A 19,702-nucleotide genomic window follows, 5' to 3' on the forward strand; every position below is an offset into this window, starting at 1 on the left:
TCGCAGATGGCCAAGGTCCTCGATGAGCAGGTCGAGGCGTTCCGCACCCGGACGCTCGACAGCGGCCCGTACACGTTCGTGTGGCTGGACGCGTTGACGCAGAAGGTGCGTGAGGGCGGGCGGATTATCAATGTTCACGTGCTGGTGGCCACCGCCGTCAACGCCGACGGCCGGCGCGAGATCCTCGGCCTGGACGTGACGAGCACCGAGGACGGCGCGGGCTGGCTGGCGTTCCTGCGCGGCCTGGTCGCTCGCGGCCTGTCCGGCGTTCAGCTGGTCATCTCCGACGCCCACACCGGCCTCGTCTCGGCGATCGGCGCCACCCTTGCTGGGGCGTCGTGGCAGCGTTGCCGCACCCACTACCTGCGCAACCTGCTCACCGTCGTCCCCAAAAGCGCGCAGCCGTTCGTTGCCACCCTGGTGCGCACCATCTTCGACCAGCCCGACGCGGCTTCCGTCGAAGCTCAGCACGCCTGGGTCGTCCAAACGCTCGAGGCCAAGCACCCGGCCGCGGCCGAGCATCTGGACGCCGCCCGCGATGACCTGATCGCCTTCGCCGCCTTCCCACGCGAGATCTGGACGCAGATCTGGTCCAACAATCCGCAGGAACGGCTGAACAAGGAGATCCGCCGCCGCACCGACGTGGTCGGCATCTTCCCCGACCGGCCGGCCATCATCCGCCTCGTCGGCGCGGTGCTGGCCGAGCAGACCGACGAATGGGTCGAAGGACGCCGCTACATGGGCCTGGAAGCCCTCGCCAAAGCCCGCCTGCGTGTCCTGCCCGGCGACACACCCACGCAGAACCCACTCCCACAGACACTTACCGCTTAACCTGCAGAAACAGGATCACGCGGAGATCGACTCATACACCACGTCCGTGGACGTGATCCGGCCGAGTGGATGTAGTCGTAGCCGGTGGTTCGACGCCGGTCGGGACAGGCTGCCCGGCCCAGGGCGCGCCGGCCTCCGCCGCCGGGGATACGGCGGAGCGTTTCCACATCGATGTGCATCAGTTCGCCGGGCCGGGCGCGTTCGTAGCGGCGGATCACGTGGCCGGTGGGCCGGTCAGCCAGGCCACGTGGTGCAGGTGGTGGCGGGTCAGGATGCGATGCACGGGCCTGGGCGGCACCCGCCGCTACGGGGGCCGCATCCTGTGCCGCGAGGTCATGGCCGCTCGTCCAGGAATCTCTGCACAAACTCCGGGCTTGGTCAGGAGGGTGCCGTGCTCGATCGCCGGGCGGGCCGCCGGTCCAGTGAGGTCTTCTCGGTGATCTCTTCGCGGGGCAGTTGGGAGAGGACCTGCAGGGCGCGCAGGAAGCCGTAACGGTCGGCCGCCGGGAGGCGCGCGAGCAGGCGCTCCTCGTTGGCCTGGATCTCGGCCCGCACCGATCCGCGCACCTCGCGGCCCTTGTCGGTGATGGCGAGGATTCTCGCGCGGCGGTCGTGCGGGTCGGGCTCACGAGTGATCAGCCCGGACGCCTCCAGCTTGCCCAGGATGCCGATGATGCGGGTCTTGTCGGCGCCGATCGCCTCGGCCAGGGCTGCCTGGGTGCGTACGGACCCGTCGTCCAGAGCGCCGAGCACGGCATAGCCCCACATGGAGACGCCATGGGTCGCCAGCACGGGAAGCTCGGCGGCGACGAGCCATTGCAGAACAGGGTGCAGCATCTCAGCAAGATCGCGACGGCCGGTCACGCTCCCAAAATACCCATTTGACAGATAATAAGCACATGCAGATCATAAGCCAATGCCTATGAATCGGCCGACCGCCGAGGCCGACCTCGTCCCGCTAGGCACGGGGGCGGCCCGTGCCGGCGTCGAGCCGGCGACTCCCTCGCGGGCGGCGGACCTGTCCGTCCGACACCGCGCCTCGCATGGACGGTGGAGGGTCTGCTCGCGCACGTGACCACACAGCACCGCGGGCATCTCCGCGGCACCCGTGGGGCACGGCGACCTGGTTCCGAGGCGGGTCCTGGCGGTTCCGGGGCGGGTCCTGGCGGCCAGGGGCGGGCCGCGCTCTCCCGGCGACGACCCTGCGGCGAGCCACCGGACCTCCCGTCGTACCTGCTGGACGTCAGCGTGGCGGGACCCGGCGGCGAAGCGCGCCGGCCCTCACCGAATTGTTGAATCGGAGCACGATATGAACAGCAGCGTCACTTTGATCCGCAATCACCAGCTCGCGCAACAGGTGGAGTACGCCTATGCCGCGGTCGCCGACGCGCCGGTGCGTTCCATCTGGGTGGCCGGCGCGTGTCCTCTCGACCTCGACGGCGAGACGGTCGCGATCGGCGACTACGCAGGGCAGACGCACCAGGTGATGCGCAACCTCGTGACCGCCCTGGAAGGGGCGGGCGCGTCGCTGACCGATATCGTCAAGACCACCGTCTATGTGGCCTCGTCCCGGCAGAGCGACCTGGTCGCGGCGTGGGAGGTGTACCGGGAGTACATGGGCGAGCACGACGTCCCCAGCACCCTGCTCGGCGTGACCGTGCTCGGCTACAAGGACCAGCTCGTCGAGGTCGAGGCCGTCGCCGTGCTCGCGGGCGGGGCCGGCCGATGAGGATCTCGCCTTCCGGGCACGGCGCCACCTCCGCCCCTGGCCGGCTCCTGGCCCTGGCCGCCGCACTCACGCTCGCGGTGACCGGATGCGGGATGCTGCCCGTGCAACAGCCGGCGGCACCGCCCACCACCAGTGCCCCGGCTTCGGATGCCCCGGCCTCGGATGCCCCGGCCTCCGACGCCCCGGCCACCACTCCTGCGGCGGGCCAGGACGACAGGCCTGCCCTGGCCGAAGTCCGCAGCACCATGACCGAGCACCTCAAGGTCGAGGTCGTCGGGCTCAACCGGGTCAAGGGCAAGCACCTCGTCGCCCAGATCCGCCTGTCCAACACCGGCACCGAGGACCTGCCCTGGACCGGCCAGCTGGGCGACCACACCCGCGAGCTCGGGGAGATCCGCTGGGCCTCCGGCATCGGCGTGCTCGACACGCAGGACCGCGCCTGGCTCCTGCCCTACCAGCCGCAGCACGCGCCCTGTCTGTGCAGCGACCAGAAGCGCGACAATCTCGGCTACTTCATCGCCCCCGGCCAGTCGATCGGGGTCTACGCGGTCCTCCCCGCCCCCGCGGGCAACCCCGCCACCGCCACGATCGTCACCCCCGTCGGCCCGCCCATGCCGGACGTGCCCATCAGCGACGAGCCGCCGACCGGTGACTTCCCCGACCCTGACGCCGAGCCCGTCACCCCGGTCGTCCGGCGCCTCGTCCTCCCCTCGGAGTCCTTGGACAAGTCGGAGGAGACCGCGGACGACGGCAAGAACCTGCAGGTCAGCCTCTCTTCCGATGTGCTGTTCGCCGTTGACGAGGCCACCCTCACCCCACGGGCGCGGTCGGTCCTCGCCGCCACGGCCAAGCTCATCGACGCCTCCCCCGCCAGCGTGGTGGCGGTTGCGGGACACGCCGACTCCTCCGGCAACGACGCCATCAACGACCCGCTGTCGCTCCGGCGTGCGCGGGCGGTACAGCGCGCCCTGGCCTCGCTGCTGAGCAGGCAGGGCGTCAGCTTCCAGGCCAAGGGGTACGGCTCGCGCCGCCCCCTCTACAGCAACGACAGCGAGGAGGGCAGACGCCGCAACCGCCGCGTCACGGTCACCTTCTCCAGACCTCAGCAGGCCGCCGCCGAGCCCGCGGCCACGACCTCTCCTGGTGCGACCGGCCTGACCGCCACCACCGACGCGGGCGGCAGTCCCATGGCCCTGAAGGTCACCGGCCTGCGCCGCCTGTCCGGCGGACTGGGACTGCTCACCTACACCGTCACCAACCAGGGAACGGCCGAGACCTGGTTCAACGACCTGCACCACGCCCAGGACTGGGAGGCCTACAAGTACCAGGCCGCCAGCAACGTCCGCCTGACCGACGTCGCCGCCCGCCGCCAGTACCTGCCCGGCCGCCTGCAGGTTCCCACCGATGACGGCGTGGACTCCTACTGCGCCTGCACCGACGTCTCCGGCGTCCGTTCGGCCACCTCGAAGTTCGCTCCCGGCCAGACCCGCGAGTTCTGGAGCCTCTTCGCCCTGCCCAGCACCGCCGAGACCCTCAAGGTCGCCGTCGGCCCGTTCCGCGCCCTCCAGGTGCCCGTGCGGTAGCCCCTCGTAAGCGCCGGCCCGGCAGCTGGGACAGGTCCGGAGCGAGATCGCCCACCGGGGGCGGTCCCGCACACGGGACGATCGGCTGGACCCACTGCCGGCTCACGGCGCCCACCACCGGCCCCCACCACCCGCTCGAAGGGCCACCGCACCACAACCCCACCACCGGCTCCACCGGCCTAGCACCACGACGCCCACCACCGGCTCCACCGGCCCCGCGCCGTGACGCCCACCACCGGCTCCACCGGCCCCGCGCCGTGACGCCCACCACCGGCTCCACCGGCCCCGCGCCGTGACGCCCACCGCCGGCTTCGCGCCGCATCCACCCGGTCAGCCACGTCGGTACGCAGGCGGTTCGTCGAAAAGACCGAGCTCGTCGGCATCGGGAGCCTGGAAGAACGTCGCATACTCCGCGAGCGACTCACGGCTGATCGGGACCGTCCCCGGCCTGCCCTCCGCGTTGCGGGCCTCAAGGCGGCGGCACAGCTCGTCGATCGGCGCAGCAAGGTAGTGCAGCTCGACGGCAACGCCGAGTGCGCGTGCCCCCGAACGCTTCTCATCGCGCTCGGAACGCGCCCAGAAGCCGAACTCCAGGATCACGCTCCGTCCAAGCCCCAACAGATCCTGAGCATGCTCCCAGAACCGCCGCTCGAGCCGGTCGCGTGCCTGCTCGTCGAATAGGTCGATGCCAAGATCGGCCATCCATTCGTCCGGACACAGACGCACCGCCGGAATCTCACCCGCCAGCCGTTTGGCCAACGTCGTCTTCCCGGAGCCCGGAAGCCCGCACAGCAAGATCAGCCTGGGCAAGGTCACTCCTCCATGGTCGCGCGACAGCCCCGGCCGGCGGAAATGGTTTCCGCCGGTCAGCCATCGCCACCTGGGCGCGTACCGACCGCTTCTCGGCCTCGACGTCCACGGGGAGCCAGGAGTTGTTCGAGGCCGGACCGGGCCCGTCAGCACCCGATTGCCGGCGAGCGCACCGCGAACCCCGCCGACCGGCGGCGATCAGGGGGAAGGCGCACGCGGCTTGCTGGGGCGGATGTGGCGACGAGGTGCCTGACCTGCGAGAAGAAGATCCCGTTACTGAAGTGAGATATGCCACTGAATGTGGCATTATCTTGCCTTTACTAGTGGTTTGTCGCATATCTTCTTCCCCGTCGCGGGCTCCGCCCCGCCCGGGATCGGCCGGACGTTCGTTCCTCCTCGCCCCGGCCGTCCCCCCGTCCTGTCCCCTAGCTAGGACCGTGGTTCCCTTGGGCCAGCACTCGCGTACCGAAACCTCCACGCAGAGCCACCTCACCCGCGCGACGGCGCCGGGCAGGCGCCGTTGGGCCGCCGTGGCGGCGGGAGCGGCCGTCATCGCCGCCTCCACCACCGCCTGGGCGGCCGTCGGCAACGACGACACCTCGACCGCCACCAACGCGGCGGGCCTGTCCCCCCTCGGCCAGCCCCCCGAGACGTCCGCCCGCTCCTCCCGACCGCAGCCGCCGGCCTCCCCCGCCTCCGGGTCCTCCGCCAAGGCGACGCCGCCGGCCACCGCCCCCACCGCGGCCCCCTCCTCCGACGGCGCCAGGCCCGCCCGCCTGTCCGCGAACGCCACCAGGGCCCTCTCCGGGTCGGCCCCCAGGACCGGTGCCGAGGGGAAGCGCGAGACCGCCAAGACCGGGAAGCAGGCGGCCAAGGCCAGGACCCGTGTGCTCTCACGGGGCAGCTGCGGCGCCTCGTACTACAACGAGGGCCAGATGACGGCCAACGGCGAACGCTTCAACCCGTCGGCGCTCACCGCCGCGCACAAGACACTGCCGTTCGGCAGCAAGGTCCGCGTGACCAACCCTGCCAACGGCGACTCGGTGACCGTCCGCATCAACGACCGCGGGCCGTTCGTCGGCGGACGCTGCCTCGACCTGTCCGAGGCCGCCTTCGCCTCGATCGGCAACACCGGCGCGGGCGTCATGACGGTCAAGTACGAGGTCCTCGCCCGCTGAGGCCGGACCGCACCGCCACGCCGTACGCGCCGGCCGTGCCGGTGCAGGCCTACTTGACCATGCGGAACGTCAGCGGATAGCGGAACGGGCTCTCCGAGAGCGCCGAGATGCCGCCCGCGATGGACAGCACGAACGCGCCCACCCAGATCACCGGGACCAGCAGGACGCCGATCAGGGTGAGCGGCAGCAGGATCGTCGCGGCCAGCATCGTGAGCTGGAAGTTGAGCGCCTCGACGGCGTGGCGGCGGATGTACGGCGAGGTCCTGCCGCCGGTGAGCATCAGGATGAGCGGACCGGCGATCGGGAAGCCCACGGCCGCCAGCAGGTGGGCCGCGGACGCGCCGATCCGTTCGTTGCTCTCCGGCGGCGTCTCCTGATGTCTCGGAGACGCCGGGACCGGCCGGGGCACCGGCACCGCCTGCGCTCCGTACAGCTCCGTCATGATCGGCATCAGGTCGCCGTGCGTGCGCGCGGTCATCGCGCGCTCCAGCCTCTCGTCGAACTCGAACTTGTCGAGGCGCCCCTCCGCGTAGGCCGCCTTGACGTGCTCGACGACGTGCTCACGGTCCTGGTTGGTGACACGCAGGTGAGCCGGCGGCACCTGTCCCGGGTTCGGGGGTGTGGATACCCCAGCCATTGCACCCATGCCTCTCCTCAGATCGGGGGCGGTCCCTTTCATACTGCTCCAGACTCCGGCTTTGCGGACATCCGGAGAATCCCGGATGTGTCCCCTAGATCAACCCCGGGCGCACACAAGCGTTTGACGGTATAAAAAGGACTCATGAGATGGCGAGACCGCTACGGCATCCGACGTCTACGCGGTCCCAGGATCGCGAAATTCGACCGTGAGGCCACCGACGCCGACATCGAAGCGCTCATCGCCTTCGCCCGGTCGCGGCGCGGCGTCGAGTTCTATGTCGAGCCGGAGACGTTCGCGACCGACACCACCGCCGTCGCCGTCGCCGACGACGGCGAGTGGACCCGGCGCCGGGTGGGCTCCCCCGCCGTGATTCACAAGGTGGCCCGCGACCTCGCCCTCCCCGTGTACGACGTCCAGCTCACGGGCTATCCTCCGCGGATGCGCGCCTACAACGAACGCCGCCGCCGCGAAGGCGACCACCTCTGACCCGGCGGCGGACCGTGGACGGCGCGCAGACGCGGACTCCCCAGCAGGGCCGCCTGGTCATCGAGGAACGCCCGCGTACCGATCGCGGCCTCACCGTCCTGCTCGACGCCGCTTTCGGGGAACTGGTGGCCCGCTACGGGCCCGAGGGGCGCTCACAGGTCAGCGACGGCGCGCGGTTCCTCGTCGCCGCCGTCGACGGCGAGGCGGTCGGATGCGGCGCCGTCCAGCGCGTCGACGATCTCACCGGCGAGCTGAAGCGGATGTACGTCGTGCCGAGCCACCGGGGGCGCGGCATCGCGCGCTCGCTGCTCGCGGCGTTGGAGGCTCTGGCTCACGGCCAGGGCTGTCAGCGGCTGCGGCTGGCGACCGGCGCGCGGCAGCCCGAGGCCATCGCGTTGTACGAGACGTGCGGCTACACGCGTGTCGAACCGTACGGAAAGTATGTGAACGACCCGCTGAGCCGCTGCTACGACAAGGCGCTGACGGCCCGCTGAGACATCCCGGGGCGATCATGTTTCGGGCGTCTCACGCGGCGATCAGGCCGATCGCCGCCGGGCCCCGTCACCGGCCGGGTCAGGTGCACGGCTCCTGCCCCGCCGGGTGCCGCCGTCCCGCCGCCGCCCCTGGCCGGGGACGGTTCAGGTGGGGGTGAGGGAGCAGGGGGCCGGGTGGGCCTGAGGCTCCTGGTCGAGGAGGGCGAACAAGGGGAGCAGCCAGCCGGCATGGGGCGCGCCCATGGCCGTGTCGAGCTCGGCCGGGGTCGGCAGGCGACCGCTGAGCGTGCCCGGCGACAGCAGGCTCTGCAGCGCGTGCATGAGCAGGTTGGCCATGGAGTAGCCGGGGTCGATGGCCAGGGCGCGCTCGAGTGCGATGGTGGCCTGGGTGCTGTCGCCGCCGAGCCAGGCCGCCATGGCGAACAGCGTCGCGGCGGGCGGGGCGAAGCGGGGCTCCAGCCGGCGCATGAGGTCCTTCCACAGGCCGGTGTGGGAGTCTTCCATGAGGGTCCAGGCTTCGTCACGGACCCGGATCACCGCCAGGTCGAGGCCGATGCGGGCCGCCTCGGCGTCGTCGATCCGCCCGCCGCCGGCATGGACGGCGAGTGCCGCCCGGACGCGGGCGAGGCCACGGTCGACGAAGTCCCTCGCGAACGCGTCGGCCCCCGCACCCGACCGCCCGGCCGCCGCCAGCCCCGCGCGCACGTCGGCGACGACCTCGGCCGTGGCACGGCGCATCGCCACCCGGACGGGGCCCGTGACGGGCGCGATGGTGTGCTCGAGGGCCCGGCGGTCGGGCAGCGCGACCATGCCGCGGACGGTCGCCTCGGCGGCGACCCGGCTGGCGACCGGGTCGTAGGGGGTGCCCTGCGGCGGGCAGCAGCCGGGGATGTCGCAGATGTAGGACCAGTAGCGGGACTCGTGGGCGCGCAACGCCTCCTCGACCTGGACCCCCGCCTTCGCCGCCTCGGCCCGCGCCTCGTCCACCGCGGGGGTGACCCGCTCGCCGGGACCGTAGCCGACGACCACGATCCGCGTGACCCCCTCCCGCGCGAACAGCGAGCCCAGGGGCGCGAGCGCGCCGGCGGGGAACGGGAGGCTCCACCTGACGGCCACCTGGGCCCGGCCGCGGCCGGTGAGGCCGACGACGACGAGGCTGTCGGTCGGATGGAAACCCACCAGGTAGGGCACGGCGGCCAGGATGTCGGCGGGGCTGGTCAGGGTGAGGCCGGGGTCGGACGTGTTGGTCGTCATGGGCACGAGGGTGCCGGGTACGCGGGTGGCCACGCGGGGCCGAATGCGGTTCTGGGGATGACGCGAGGCTTTCGCTGCCGGCCTGTGGACGCGTCACCCCACGGGCTCCGGACAAGCCGCCCGCACGACTGCGGGCGGAGCCGCCCCATGGCTCCGGACAAGCCGCCCGCACGACTGCGGACAAGCCGCCCCATGGCTCCGGACAAGCCGCCCGCACGACTGCGGACAAGCCGCCGTACGTGACAGGAGCGGTCAGGTGGCCGGGTGCGGGGAGAGGCGGTCGCGGACCATGAGAGCGGCGCCCGCGACCGCGGCCGGCATCAGCACGACCGACACCAGCGGCACCAGGAACAGCAGGAACACCCCCACCCCGAAGCCGAGCGCCGTCGACTTGTTCCCCCGGAGCAGGGCGAAGCGCTGCTTGCGCGCCATCCCCCGGCGTTCGAGGGCGAGGGTCGTCAGCTCCACGGTGAGGAAGAAGCCCGACACCGCGGCCCCCAGCACCGGCACCACCGTCTGCCCCACCACGGGAACGAAGCCCAGCACGAACAGCGGAGCCGTGAACAGCAGCACGTAGCCCAGCGTGACCAGGCTGTCCCTGATGGACCGCGGCAGGGAGCGCCACCACGGCTCGTCGACCTCGCCGGGCAGCGGATCCACGGCCCCGGAGAGCTTCTCGTAGAACGGGTCGCCGATCGCCAGCGTCACCGCCGTGAACGTCACCACGGACAGTGCCAGGCCGCCGAGGAACAGCGCGATCGCCACCGTCACCCGGAACGCCTCGCGCCACGCCCACGTGTCGGCGAACGGCGTGAAGGTCTCCGCGAGCGACAGCGCGTTGGTCCCCAGGTAGATCAGCGCCGCGGCGTAGACGGCGAAAGCGATCACCGCGGGGATCAGCCCGAACAGCCACCAGCGGCCGTTCGCGGCCACCCACCTCATCCCCTGGAAGAAGAAGCCCACGCCCGCCAGGAAGTCACGCACTGATCGCATGCCCGGCAGGCTAGCGCCAGAACGACGTCACCGCGTAGCCGAGCTCCTCGAACAGGCGGCGCACCAGCGGCAGGGAGATGCCGAGGACGTTGCCGTGGTCGCCCTCGATGCTGTCGACGAACCACCCGCCGCGGCCCTCGATGCTGAACGCCCCGGCCAGCGCGAGCGGCTCGCCGGTGGCGGCGTAGGCGGCGATCTCCTCGTCGGTCGGCTGGCCGAACCGGATCACGGTGGTGGCCACCTCGGCCGCCTGCCTGCCCGCCGCCACGTCGACGACGCAGTGGCCGGTGACCAGGCGGCCGGTGCGGCCGCGCATGAGCCGCCACCGCTCGACCGCCTCGTCCTGGTCGGCGGGCTTGCCGTAGGGGCGCCCGTCCAGCTCCAGGATCGAGTCGCAGCCGATGACCAGCCCTTCGTCCAGCCCGCTCGTGACCGCCGCCGCCTTGGCCTTCGCCAGCACGAGGCTGAGCGCGGCCGGCGAATGGGCGGAGTAGGCGTCCTCGTCGACTCCGCTGACGATCACCTTGGGGTCGAGGCCGGCGCTGCGCAGCAGGGCGAGACGGGCGGGCGAGGCTGAGGCCAGAACGATCACCGTCCCAGCTTACCGGTCACCACCCGGGCCGCCGCTCCAGGCCGCCGCCTGCCACGGGGGGGACGAGACGGCCGTGGGGCGTCACGGGGGGAGCGGCTCGCCGTGGACGCCGGTCGTGCCGGGGAGGATCTCACCGTACGGGCCGGCGCCGCCCGGCAGGGACTCGCCGTACGGACCGGCGCCGCCCGGCAGGGGCTCGCCGTACGGGCCGCCGCCCGGCAGGGATTCGCCGTACGGGCCGGTGCCGCCGGGCAGCGGGTTGCCGTAGCCGCGCTGGTACGCGGTCGGACCGTAGATGTCGGCCAGCAGGTCGTCCACCACGGTGCGCACCTCGTCGGGCAGGGCCTTGGACTCCTGGTCGATGAGGGTGGCCACCTCCTCGGCGTCCATGTCGTGGTCGCCGGCCAGGGTCGCCAGCAGGGTCATGACCATGGGGGCGGTGAGGGGGAGGATCTTCATGACGGCGGCGGGGTCGACACCGGCGAGGCGGGAGATCACGGTGGCGGCCTCCTCCATGCCGCGGCCGCCGAGGACGTGGCCGAGGATGTTCTGGCCGTCGCGCATGAGGGAGGCGACGTCGCCGTTGAAGGGGTCGGCGTCGGCGTGGTCGTCGAGGGCGGCGCGCAGCGCCTCCGCGCCGTCGAGGTCGCGGGTGTTGCGCGCGAGGCCGCCGACGATGGTGCCGGAGACGGTCTGGAGAACGAAGCGCGCGGTGTGCTGGTCGGTGCCGAGCATCCCGGCGAGCTGTTCCATGCCGGGGTCGCCGAGCCGGGCGAGAAGCTCCTCGTGCAGTGTCATGGGAGTCCCCCCTTCTCTCCGGGGGGACTTCCCACCACTAAATCCCTCTATATCCCGATTTGCCCTAATTCTCGGGAAAGGCTGGCACTAGGCGCCAGCCGGAACGCTCTCCCGCCCCAGCCTCGCCGCGGCGTAGGCGTCGGCCTCGTCGAGCGTCTCGTGCTCCAGCAGCGCCTCGACGATCGCGTCAAGCTTGTCGCGGTTGTCGCGCAGCACCTGGAGCGCCCGGTCGTAGCACTCGTCCACGATCCGCCGCGCCTCCTCGTCCACCAGCGCCAGGGTGGCGGGCGAGGCCTGCGGCTGCTGGCCGTCGGACGGCAGGATGGTCAGCGGGCCGACCTTCTGCGACATGCCCCAGCGGCCCACCATGCCGCGAGCGATCATGGTCACCTGTTCGAGGTCGTTCTCCACGCCGGTGGTGATCACCCCGAACACCACCTCCTCGGCCGCCATCCCGCCGAGCGCCCCGGCGATGCGCCCGCGGAGGTAGCGCTCGTCGTAGGCGTAGCGGTCGCTGTCGGGAGTGGAGAGCGTGACGCCGAGCGCCCGGCCCCGCGGAATGATCGAGATCTTCCTGACCGGGTCGGCGCCGGGCTGCAGCATGCCGAGCAGCGCGTGGCCCGCCTCGTGGTAGGCGGTGCGCCGGCGCTCCTCCTCGGGCATCACGATGCTGCGGGCGGCGCCGAGCTGGAGCTTCTCCAGCGCGTCGGTGAAGTCGACGCCGGTGACCTTCTCCTTGCCGCGCTTGGCGGCGAGCAGCGCCGCCTCGTTGACGAGGTTGGCGAGGTCGGCGCCGGTCATGCCGGGGGTGGTGCGGGCGATCTGCTCCAGGCTGACCGCCGCGTCCATCGGCACGCCCCGGGTGTGCACCCCGAGGATCGCGATGCGGCCGGCGGCGTCGGGCAGCCCGACCTGGACCGTGCGGTCGAAGCGGCCGGGCCGCAGCAGGGCCGGGTCGAGCACCTCGGGCCGGTTGGTGGCGCCGATGACGATGACGCCCTCGGCGCCGGAGAAGCCGTCCATCTCGGTGAGGATCTGGTTGAGCGTCTGCTCGCGCTCGTCGTGACCGCCGATGCCGCCCGCGCCGCCACGCGCGCGGCCGATGGCGTCGATCTCGTCGATGAACACGATGGACGGCGCCACCTTGCGCGCCTCCTCGAACAGGTCGCGCACCCGCGAGGCGCCCACGCCGACGATCATCTCGATGAACTCCGACGCGCTCGCGGAGAAGAACGGCACCTTCGCCTCGCCGGCGACCGCTCGGGCGAGCAGCGTCTTGCCGGTGCCGGGCGGACCGGCGAGCAGCACGCCCTTGGGCAGCTTGGCGCCGAGCCGGCGGTACTTGCCGGGATCCTTGAGGTAGTCGACGATCTCGACCAGCTCGTTCTCGACCTCGTCGATGCCCGCCACGTCCTCGAACGTGACCCGCACCTTGCCCGCCTCGACCGGCTTGGCGGCCTTCGACTTGCCGAGACCGCCCAGCCCGCCGCCGCCCATCATGCTGGCGCCGCGGCGCATGATCCAGATCCACAGCGCCGCGAGCAGCAGCACGGGCAGCAGCGACAGCAGCAGGTTGAGGAAGAAGCCGCGGCCACCGCCGATCGGCTCGGCCTTGATGTCCACACCGGCCGCCTGGAGCTGCTGCGAGAGCTGCTCGGTGTTGGCGAACGCCGGGATCTCGGTGGTGAACTGGGTGTAGGTCTGGTTGCCGCTGTCAGGGTCCTTGGCGGCGGTCCTCAGGTCACCCTCGACGGACAGGCCGGTGGCGTAGATCTGCTTGACGTTCTTGGTGTTCACCTGCTGGACGAACTGGGTGTAGGAGATGGTCTCCACCTGTCCGCTGTCGGTGAACGACGAGACCAGGAAGAACGCCGCGTACACCACGAAAAGAGTGGCGGCGAACCGCCACCAGTTGATCTTGGGTCGTCCGCCGGGGGTGCCGGGGAGTCCCTCGGCCCGCCACGGCGGCTTGGACTTGCCCTTGCTGTCGGACGCCTTCGGCGTCCCGGTGCGACGGTCCGGCGGCTGCGGCGTCTCCGAGCGTTCCACGGCGTCACTCCCCACATCGCCGCAATAATGATCTTCTACCCTAGGGCACGGACTCCGGACACGACGCTGGTGATGTCGCGCCAGCGCTTCTTCTGTGCGTCAGGCACTGACACGAACGCCAGACCGGGCTTGGACATTCCCCCGTCGACCACGGCCACCGCCGCCCGCGAGGACCGCTTGCCGTAAGTGACCTGGTAGACGAGCATCCAACCGTCCTTGACCGGCTGCGAGGCCATCCACCTGACCTTGGCGCCCTTCGGGTGGTGGTTGAGCGTCCAGCGGGCGGCCAGCAGCGCCGTGTCACGCGGGTGCTCCTGCGCCTCGATGGGGAGCGGGCAGGTCGCGATCGTGCCGCGCAGCGCCGAGCCGCGCGTCTTGGGGAGCACCTGCCTGCTGGTGAACGGGGCCGGCCCGTACGTCTTCCACGGACGACCCAGCCGGGGTACGGCCAGCCCGCTCCGCCGGTCCCTGATGACGTGCTTGCCGGCGGCGCCCAGGGAGATGCGCCGCACCTTGGCGGGCAGCCGCGGCAGGCGGGCGTCGGCGTACAGGGCTTCCATGGCCGTGTACCCGGGCGCCAGCGACGTTCCGGGGGTGGGCGTGGGCCGGGGAGTGGCCGACGCGACACTGCCGGAGGAGGCGGGCCCGGTGGGATCCGGCGAGGCGGCGGGAGCGGAGCCGATCGGGGTGGCGCCGGCGGTGGCCGCGACCGCCTGTGGCGTGGCCGAGGCGGCGGGGGCGGGGCCGGACGAGGACGGCGGGGTCGACGGCGCGGTGATCGGCCCCGCGGCGACCTCGTCCGGCTCCTGCGGGAGCACGAGGACCAGCGCGACGGCGGCGACCACCACCGTCACGACCACGGCCAGCCCCCGGTAGATGACCCGCATCGGCAGATCGCCGATCCGGGAACGCCTCGGCGGCGAGGCGGGGGTCGCCGGTCTCACGGCGTTGTTCCCACCAGCACCATCGGTCCCAACTTCCCCATCGAGCACGACGGGAGCGTACGACATATCCAGCCATTCCGCTTATGAAGCAACCGAAGTGCAATCATGAGGGCCCGGGAACAGGTGGAACGTGGTCAACGACAGCCCGTCTCCTGCCCGGATCACTCCGGCAAGCGGAGGGCCCGGCCCCTCTGACCGGCCGCGGTCTTCAGGAACGCGCCAGGCGCCCGTACAGCCACGGCGCCTCGGCCACGAACGTGCACGAGCCCGGCTCGATCTCGGTGAACCCGGCGTCGCGCACGACGGGCAGCCCCGCCGCGACCTTGGCCGCGAAGTCGCCGGAGCCGGCGGTGCGCACGCGGACGGTCAGGCCGGCGGCCCGCCAGGCGTCGCGCTCGGCGGGGCCGCCGGCCCACCAGGCGAGCTGGGCGGCGTGCCCGGCCTGGGCCATGGCCTTGCCCGCCGACATGGCCAGGCCGGGGTTCTCCCACAGGACGGGCGGCCCGGCCTCGACCGGGCCGGGGTCGGCCGAGTCGGTCAGCTCGGTGCCCGACACCTGCAGCCGCGCCAGGTCGCGCGGCCAGTCGTCGAGCGGCACGGGCGGGTGGACGCGGACCTCGGCCGTGCGGTGCAGGAGGGTACGGCCGGGCAGCGCGACCGCCCGCCGCCACTCGGCGCCCCTGGCCCGGCGCACCACCTTGCGGATCTTGCCGGTGGACTCCCAGGCACGCACCTGGTCCGCCCACTCCCCCGGATCGTCGAGCAGGCCCAGCACGGCCATCGCCGCCGCCTCCAGCGCGTCGGTGCGCTCGGGCGGCGCGGTCCTCTCGATCCGCACCACGAGGGGCAGGACCATCAGCTCGGTGTCGTTCATCGGGTCCCAGCATGCCTGATGGCCAGCGACATGGCGGCGGCGGCCAGGCACAGCAGGCCGGCGGCGTACCAGGCGAGGTCGTAGGCGCCCAGGTGGTCGCGGGTGAGGCCGGCTCCGACGGCGGCGACGGCGGCGCCCACCTGGTGGGAGCCGAAGACCCAGCCGAAGACCACGGCCCCGTCCGGCCCGTAGATCCGGCGGCACAGCGCGACGGTCGGCGGCACGGTCGCCACCCAGTCGAGCCCGTAGAAGACGATGAAGATGAGCATGCTGGGCTCGGCGGTGGCCGCGAACAGGCCCGGCAGCACCATCAGCGACAGGCCGCGCAACCCGTAGTAGACGCCGAGCAGCACCTTGGGGTCCATCCGGTCGCTGAGCCAGCCGGAGGCGACCGTGCCCGCCACGTCGAAGATCCCGATGATCGCGAGCAGTCCGGCGGCGGTCGGCTCGGACATGCCGTGGTCGTGCGCGGCGGGTATGAAGTGGGTGCCGACCAGGCCGTTCGTGCTGGCGCCGCAGATGGCGAAACCGCCGGCGAGATACCAGAACGGGCGGGTACGGGCCGCCGAGCGCAGCACGCCCAGAGCGCGGGCGGCCGCGTTGCCCGTGGCGGGGACGCGGCGGGTTGCACCGGGGCCCGCGCCGAGGGCGGTCAGGCCCACGTCCTCGGGGTGGTCGCGCAGCAGCCACCAGACGAACGGCACCACGGCGAGGGCGGCCCCCGCCACGGTCAACGAGGCCACCCGCCAGCCGGGGCCGGTGGCGAGCCAGGCGAGCACGGGCAGGAAGACGAGCTGCCCGGTGGCGCCCGCGGCGGTGAGCACGCCGGTGACCAGACCGCGATGCCGGACGAACCAGCGGTCGGTCACCGTCGCCACGAACACCAGCGCCATCGAACCGGTGCCGAGGCCCACGAGGACGCCCCACAGCAGCAGGAGCTGCCAGCTCGCCGTCATCCAGACGGTGAGCCCGCTGCCCGCGGCGACGAGCAGCAGGGCGCAGGCGACCACCCGGCGCATCCCGAAGCGGTCCATGAGCGCCGCGGCGAACGGCGCGGTGAGCCCGTAGAGGACCAGGTTGACCGACACCGCCAGGGAGATCGTGCCGGTCGTCCAGCCGAACTCCTCCCGCAGCGGGTTGATCAGCACGCCGGGAGTGGCGCGGAAGCCCGCCGCGCCCAGGATGGCCACGAACGCGACGGCGGCCACGAGCCAGGCGCGGTGCAGCCGCCTCGTGCGGCCGGGGATGGTGCTCGACGTCATGGGTGACATCCTGCTGGCGGGCGGGGCGCCGGGCGAGTGGCCGGAGAGCCATGATGTGAAAGAATCCGGCCATGGCGCATCGCGTGGCGGTTCTCGTGCTCGACCAGTTCTCACCGCTCGACCTCGGGGTGCCGGGGCAGGTGTTCTGGGCGGCGGAGACGCCGTCGGGCGAGAAGCTGTACGAGGTGGTGACGTGCTCCCCCGGCAGGCAGCCGGTGCGCTGCTCCGCTGGTTACACCGTGCTGCCCGACCACGACCTCGACGTGCTCGACACCGCCGACACGGTGCTCGTGCCGGGCGTGCACGCCGGCCCGCCGGTGACGGACGGCACGTTGCCCGGTCCGGTCCGCGAGGCGTTGCTGGGCCGGCCCAGGGTCATGTCGATCTGCACGGGCGCGTTCGTGCTGGCCGCCGCCGGGCTGCTGGACGACCGCCCGGCGACCACGCACTGGCGTGACGCGGCGCGCTTCGCCACCCTGTTCCCCCGGGTGCAGCTGGACCCGTCGGTGCTGTTCATCGACGACGGCGACGTGCTCACCTCGGCGGGCGTGGCCGCCGGGCTCGACCTGTGCCTGCACGTGATCAGGCGCGACCACGGCAGCGAGGTGGCCAACCGCACGGCCCGGCGCTGCGTCATGCCGCCCTGGCGCGACGGCGGGCAGGCCCAGTACATCGAGCGCCCGCTTCCCGACCCGGCCGGCTCCAGCACGGCGCCGACGCGCGCCTGGATGCTCTCCCGCCTGGACGCCCCGCTCGACCTGGGCGCGCTGGCCGGGCACGCCCGCATGAGCGTGCGCACCTTCACCCGCCGCTTCCGCGAGGAGACGGGCGTCAGCCCGGCCCGCTGGCTGACCCGGCAGCGGGTCGAGCACGCCAGGCACCTGCTGGAGACGACCGACCTGGGAGTGGAGGAGGTGGCACGGCGGGCCGGGTTCGGCACGGCGGTCTCGTTGCGCCAGCACCTGCACGCGGCCGTCGGCGTCGCCCCGCTCGCCTACCGCCACACCTTCCGCCGCGCGGACGTCCCCCACGCGCACGATCAACCCAGCGCCTAAGGTAGGCCTTCATGGGGGAATGGGGGCCGGCGAGCCCGTTCGAGGAGGAGCTTCTGGACGCCCTGGCCGGCGAGGCGGCGGCCCGCGGCCTGGCCCTGCTGCGCGGCGCCGACTTCGCCCTGCCGATCACCGAGGCGGCGGCCGCCGGGGCGGAGCAGCCGGCCTGGGCGACCATGGAGGGCGGCGGGCGCACGTGGGTGGCCGCCTTCACCTCCGTGGAGGCGATGCGGGCGATCACCGGCTTCGCGACCTACCGGGTCAGCTCGCTCGTGGAGCTCGCCTCCGCGTGGCCGGACCCGCGCTGGGGGCTGGCCGTCAACCCCGGCCTGCCGATCGGCCTCACGCTGGAGTCGGGAACGGTCGCCCGGCTGGCCGTCCCGACCATGGCCCAGGATCTCGCCATCGACCCCGGCTCGGGGCTGCCGGTCGTGCAGAAACTGCTCCGGCCCGGCGACCTGCACGACCTGCTCGGCGACGGCGCGACCCGGGTGTCGGGCTACTGCCACCACGCCCTCGACGTCGCCCATATCGCCACGCCCACCGTGCTCGCCCGCGCCCTCGGGCAGCCGGAGCTGGTGACGCCCGACGGTTCGGTCAACATCCTGCGCTGGCGGGCGGCCGGGCCTGAGCTCTACCGCACGCCATACGGGGGGCTGGACGAGGAACGCATGACCGCGGTGGCCGGATGGGTGGTCGAGGAGCCGCCCTTCGTCGGCCTCGGCCTCGTGCCCACCCCCGGTCAGCTGATCCGTGAGTACAAGATCGACGGGGTGCTCCTGACCCACGGCGCCCTGATCGTGGAGCTCACGGTGGAAGGGGTGGAGCGGCGCCGCGCCGTCTATGACGGCGACACGGGACGATGGTTCCTGGTGCGGCACGCCCGGCGCGAGGAGATCGCGTGAGCTGGTCCGGATACCGGGCGCGCTGGCGGGGCACCGACTACGAGGCGACGCCGGACCCGCGCGACGACGGTCTGTGGATGCGCCTGCGCGCTCCGTCACCCGCCGAGGGGTTCGAGGAGTCGGCGCCGGGCTGCTTCGTGCGGGCCGTCCCGGCCGCCGAGTGCGAGGCGGCGGTGTTCGTCACGACGGTCTGCGAGTGGCGGGGCGAGCCGTTCCAGGTGTACGGCGAGCACGACGGCGACCTGCTGCTGGAGTACGTCGGCGGGCGGGTCACGGTGGCCCGGCGGCTCGGCCTCGAGCGGGTGGAACGCGGCGTCCACCGCTCCCGTGCGCCCCGGCAGGAGGTTACCGCCCTGCGACAGCACGTCGTCCCTCTTGTGACGTAGACGTTTTCCGTTTACCCCTTGTGCACTTTGTTAACTTTTTGGAAAATCGGTCGCAGATGTGGAATTTGTGTCTGTTGGTGCCCGGGGGGAGCGTTGGAGTTCGGGTCGCCGGAAGCCGCAGGGATGCAGGCCTACGCCGAGGAGCTGCGCTCCATGTTCATGCGCATGCAGGACGAGGCGTTCGACCTGCACAAGAAGGCCCGTGCCGTCCAGGTGACGGAGACCTCGCGCGACGGGCTCGTGTCAGCCACCGTGGGTCCCCGCGGTGACCTCATCCGGCTCGACCTCGACCCGAGGCTCTACCGCCGGCCCGACTCCCGCCATCTCGCCGACACCATCACGGAGACGGTCGCCCGCGCCGCCGAGAAGGCACGCGAACGCGTAGTGGAGATCTTCGAGCCCGTGATCCCGCCGGAGCAGATGGCGGCCCACATCGAAGGTGACATCGAGACCGTGATGCGGCAGCTCGCGGAGCGGATGACCGGGGAGAGGTGAGCACGATGCGCGATGGGGTGCGGTTCAACGAGCAGCTCTGCGCGACGGGCATCTCCATGTGGGGAGACATGGCCGCCGCCCTCAAGAAGGAATGGGAGGAGGCCGTCGCCGAGATCGAGGGATGCGTCGCCGCGGCCCCGTGGGGCGGCGGAGCCGAGGGCATCAGGTTCCATCAGGCCCTGCTCAAGAGCGGGGGACCGGCGAAGCTGTGCCAGACGGCACGCCGGGTCCTCGGAGACATCGAGCGGACCGCTCCCACCATGCGCGACACCATCTCCATCTCGGTCGCCGCCGACGAGTACGAGGCCGAACGGATCAAGCGACTGCTCATGGAGGCTTGAGCCACC

Annotated in this window: 22 protein-coding genes and 1 pseudogene; 11 read left to right on the forward strand and 12 right to left on the reverse strand. The window is 72.2% G+C overall.

The window, feature by feature from the left end:
• Nucleotides 1-831: IS256 family transposase (locus CXR44_RS31675; RefSeq protein WP_144070161.1), on the forward strand; the 831-nt coding region annotated here is incomplete at its 5' end.
• Between the two features lie 59 nt (nucleotides 832-890).
• Here the strand turns inward: CXR44_RS31675 and CXR44_RS41295 are convergent.
• Nucleotides 891-1,129 (reverse strand): annotated as a pseudogene (locus CXR44_RS41295) (IS481 family transposase); the annotation flags it as partial.
• An 80-nt stretch (nucleotides 1,130-1,209) separates the two neighbouring features.
• Nucleotides 1,210-1,668 (reverse strand): MarR family winged helix-turn-helix transcriptional regulator, encoded by a 459-nt coding sequence (locus CXR44_RS31685; RefSeq protein WP_101789832.1) that lies wholly within the window; start codon nucleotides 1,666-1,668, stop codon nucleotides 1,210-1,212.
• A gap of 472 nt (nucleotides 1,669-2,140) precedes the next feature.
• Here CXR44_RS31685 and CXR44_RS31690 point away from each other — a divergent pair, with 472 nt between their 5' ends.
• A complete protein-coding gene (locus CXR44_RS31690; protein ID WP_101789833.1) occupies nucleotides 2,141-2,560 on the forward strand; it encodes a RidA family protein in 420 nt (139 codons plus the stop codon).
• Complete coding sequence (locus CXR44_RS31695; RefSeq protein ID WP_144070163.1) at nucleotides 2,557-4,143, forward strand: OmpA family protein; 1,587 nt, start codon at nucleotides 2,557-2,559, stop codon at nucleotides 4,141-4,143. Before CXR44_RS31690 ends, CXR44_RS31695 begins: the two co-directional genes overlap by 4 nt.
• A 330-nt stretch (nucleotides 4,144-4,473) precedes the next feature.
• Here the strand turns inward: CXR44_RS31695 and CXR44_RS31705 are convergent, their stop codons facing one another.
• Nucleotides 4,474-4,953, reverse strand: a complete 480-nt coding sequence (locus CXR44_RS31705) for a P-loop nucleotide/nucleoside kinase family protein (RefSeq protein WP_219602074.1) — start codon at nucleotides 4,951-4,953, stop codon at nucleotides 4,474-4,476.
• 446 nt (nucleotides 4,954-5,399) lie between these two features.
• Between CXR44_RS31705 and CXR44_RS41830 the strand changes: the two genes are divergently transcribed.
• Nucleotides 5,400-6,131 carry a septal ring lytic transglycosylase RlpA family protein gene (locus tag CXR44_RS41830; protein WP_281260310.1) on the forward strand — a complete coding sequence of 244 codons (732 nt, stop codon included), beginning with the start codon at nucleotides 5,400-5,402 and terminating at the stop codon, nucleotides 6,129-6,131.
• 49 nt (nucleotides 6,132-6,180) lie between these two features.
• Here CXR44_RS41830 and CXR44_RS31715 read toward each other — a convergent pair whose 3' ends face one another.
• Nucleotides 6,181-6,777: a DUF1707 and DUF4870 domain-containing protein gene (locus CXR44_RS31715; RefSeq protein ID WP_245899640.1), complete on the reverse strand. Its 597-nt coding sequence runs from the start codon at nucleotides 6,775-6,777 to the stop codon at nucleotides 6,181-6,183.
• A gap of 135 nt (nucleotides 6,778-6,912) precedes the next feature.
• Here CXR44_RS31715 and CXR44_RS31720 point away from each other — a divergent pair, with 135 nt between their 5' ends.
• Nucleotides 6,913-7,257 carry a hypothetical protein gene (locus CXR44_RS31720; RefSeq protein WP_101789838.1) on the forward strand — a complete coding sequence of 115 codons (345 nt, stop codon included), beginning with the start codon at nucleotides 6,913-6,915 and terminating at the stop codon, nucleotides 7,255-7,257.
• Nucleotides 7,258-7,271: 14 nt separating this feature from the next.
• The gene (locus tag CXR44_RS31725) at nucleotides 7,272-7,751 is read left to right on the forward strand and encodes a GNAT family N-acetyltransferase (protein ID WP_101789839.1); all 480 of its coding nucleotides are present in this window, start codon (nucleotides 7,272-7,274) and stop codon (nucleotides 7,749-7,751) included.
• A 144-nt stretch (nucleotides 7,752-7,895) separates the two neighbouring features.
• Here CXR44_RS31725 and CXR44_RS31730 read toward each other — a convergent pair whose 3' ends face one another.
• The 8 genes from CXR44_RS31730 to CXR44_RS31765 form a co-directional block, all read right to left on the reverse strand.
• Nucleotides 7,896-9,005 carry a DUF4192 domain-containing protein gene (locus CXR44_RS31730; protein WP_101789914.1) on the reverse strand — a complete coding sequence of 370 codons (1,110 nt, stop codon included), beginning with the start codon at nucleotides 9,003-9,005 and terminating at the stop codon, nucleotides 7,896-7,898.
• Between the two features lie 252 nt (nucleotides 9,006-9,257).
• Nucleotides 9,258-9,998: an EI24 domain-containing protein gene (locus CXR44_RS31735; protein WP_219602076.1), complete on the reverse strand. Its 741-nt coding sequence runs from the start codon at nucleotides 9,996-9,998 to the stop codon at nucleotides 9,258-9,260.
• 10 nt (nucleotides 9,999-10,008) lie between these two features.
• A complete protein-coding gene (locus CXR44_RS31740) occupies nucleotides 10,009-10,590 on the reverse strand; it encodes a Maf family protein (RefSeq protein WP_101789841.1) in 582 nt (193 codons plus the stop codon).
• 81 nt (nucleotides 10,591-10,671) lie between these two features.
• Nucleotides 10,672-11,388 carry a DUF937 domain-containing protein gene (locus CXR44_RS31745; RefSeq protein WP_101789842.1) on the reverse strand — a complete coding sequence of 239 codons (717 nt, stop codon included), beginning with the start codon at nucleotides 11,386-11,388 and terminating at the stop codon, nucleotides 10,672-10,674.
• Nucleotides 11,389-11,475: 87 nt separating this feature from the next.
• Nucleotides 11,476-13,437, reverse strand: a complete 1,962-nt coding sequence (gene ftsH, locus CXR44_RS31750; RefSeq protein WP_101789843.1) for an ATP-dependent zinc metalloprotease FtsH — start codon at nucleotides 13,435-13,437, stop codon at nucleotides 11,476-11,478.
• A gap of 35 nt (nucleotides 13,438-13,472) precedes the next feature.
• Entirely contained in the window at nucleotides 13,473-14,381 is a 909-nt protein-coding gene (locus CXR44_RS31755) for a hypothetical protein (protein ID WP_144070164.1), read from the reverse strand.
• A gap of 208 nt (nucleotides 14,382-14,589) precedes the next feature.
• Nucleotides 14,590-15,255, reverse strand: a complete 666-nt coding sequence (locus CXR44_RS31760) for an aminoacyl-tRNA hydrolase (protein WP_180903800.1) — start codon at nucleotides 15,253-15,255, stop codon at nucleotides 14,590-14,592.
• Nucleotides 15,252-16,517: an MFS transporter gene (locus tag CXR44_RS31765; RefSeq protein WP_101789845.1), complete on the reverse strand. Its 1,266-nt coding sequence runs from the start codon at nucleotides 16,515-16,517 to the stop codon at nucleotides 15,252-15,254. The genes CXR44_RS31760 and CXR44_RS31765 overlap by 4 nt, the downstream gene beginning before the upstream one ends.
• Nucleotides 16,518-16,588: 71 nt before the next feature.
• Here CXR44_RS31765 and CXR44_RS31770 point away from each other — a divergent pair, with 71 nt between their 5' ends.
• The 5 genes from CXR44_RS31770 (at nucleotide 16,589) to CXR44_RS31790 (ending at nucleotide 19,696) form a co-directional block, all read left to right on the forward strand.
• Complete coding sequence (locus tag CXR44_RS31770; RefSeq protein WP_101789846.1) at nucleotides 16,589-17,572, forward strand: GlxA family transcriptional regulator; 984 nt, start codon at nucleotides 16,589-16,591, stop codon at nucleotides 17,570-17,572.
• Between the two features lie 11 nt (nucleotides 17,573-17,583).
• Nucleotides 17,584-18,474, forward strand: a complete 891-nt coding sequence (locus CXR44_RS31775; protein WP_101789847.1) for an SseB family protein — start codon at nucleotides 17,584-17,586, stop codon at nucleotides 18,472-18,474.
• Nucleotides 18,471-18,860, forward strand: a complete 390-nt coding sequence (locus CXR44_RS31780; protein ID WP_101789848.1) for a hypothetical protein — start codon at nucleotides 18,471-18,473, stop codon at nucleotides 18,858-18,860. Before CXR44_RS31775 ends, CXR44_RS31780 begins: the two co-directional genes overlap by 4 nt.
• Nucleotides 18,861-18,983: 123 nt before the next feature.
• Nucleotides 18,984-19,355 (forward strand): YbaB/EbfC family nucleoid-associated protein, encoded by a 372-nt coding sequence (locus CXR44_RS31785; protein WP_101789849.1) that lies wholly within the window; start codon nucleotides 18,984-18,986, stop codon nucleotides 19,353-19,355.
• A gap of 5 nt (nucleotides 19,356-19,360) precedes the next feature.
• Entirely contained in the window at nucleotides 19,361-19,696 is a 336-nt protein-coding gene (locus CXR44_RS31790; protein ID WP_144070165.1) for a hypothetical protein, read from the forward strand.
• Nucleotides 19,697-19,702 lie beyond the last annotated feature (6 nt).

It is taken from the genome of Nonomuraea indica (assembly GCF_002850745.1).
Classification (GTDB): Bacteria; Actinomycetota; Actinomycetes; order Streptosporangiales; family Streptosporangiaceae; genus Nonomuraea; species Nonomuraea indica.